This is a genomic window from Pseudomonas izuensis (genome assembly GCF_009861505.1).
In the GTDB taxonomy this organism is placed as follows: Bacteria; Pseudomonadota; Gammaproteobacteria; order Pseudomonadales; family Pseudomonadaceae; genus Aquipseudomonas; species Aquipseudomonas izuensis.
Genome location: NZ_WTFT01000021.1, coordinates 25007 through 25423 on the forward strand (window position 1 = coordinate 25007; position 417 = coordinate 25423).

Below are 417 nucleotides of genomic sequence, written 5' to 3' on the forward strand. Positions count from 1 at the left end.
GCGGCCTGACAGCCGACCTGGCTTTTGTGGATGTACACCGGACCAAACTGTAGGAGCTGGCTTGCCAGCGAAGACGGCCTGACAGCCGATCTGACTTTTGTGGATGTACACCGGACCAAACTGTAGGAGCTGGCTTGTCGGGTCGCCGCATCGCAGCGAAGGCGGCCTATGAGCCGACCTGATTTTCGCGGATGTACCCGATACCTGTGGGAGCTGGCTTGCCAGCGAAGGCGGCATCACGGTCGACCTGAATGTTGTTGACCGAGTACATATCCATTCCTGCGGTAACGGCCACCTAGGGTTCCGCCCTTACGGCGGGTCACTTGGAAAAGCCCCAAGTAACCAAGGGCTCTTGCCCCTTTCGTTCGGTGCCTCGCCCAGGCTCGGCATGCCCTCGCTCCGGTCCTGCTCCGTGGG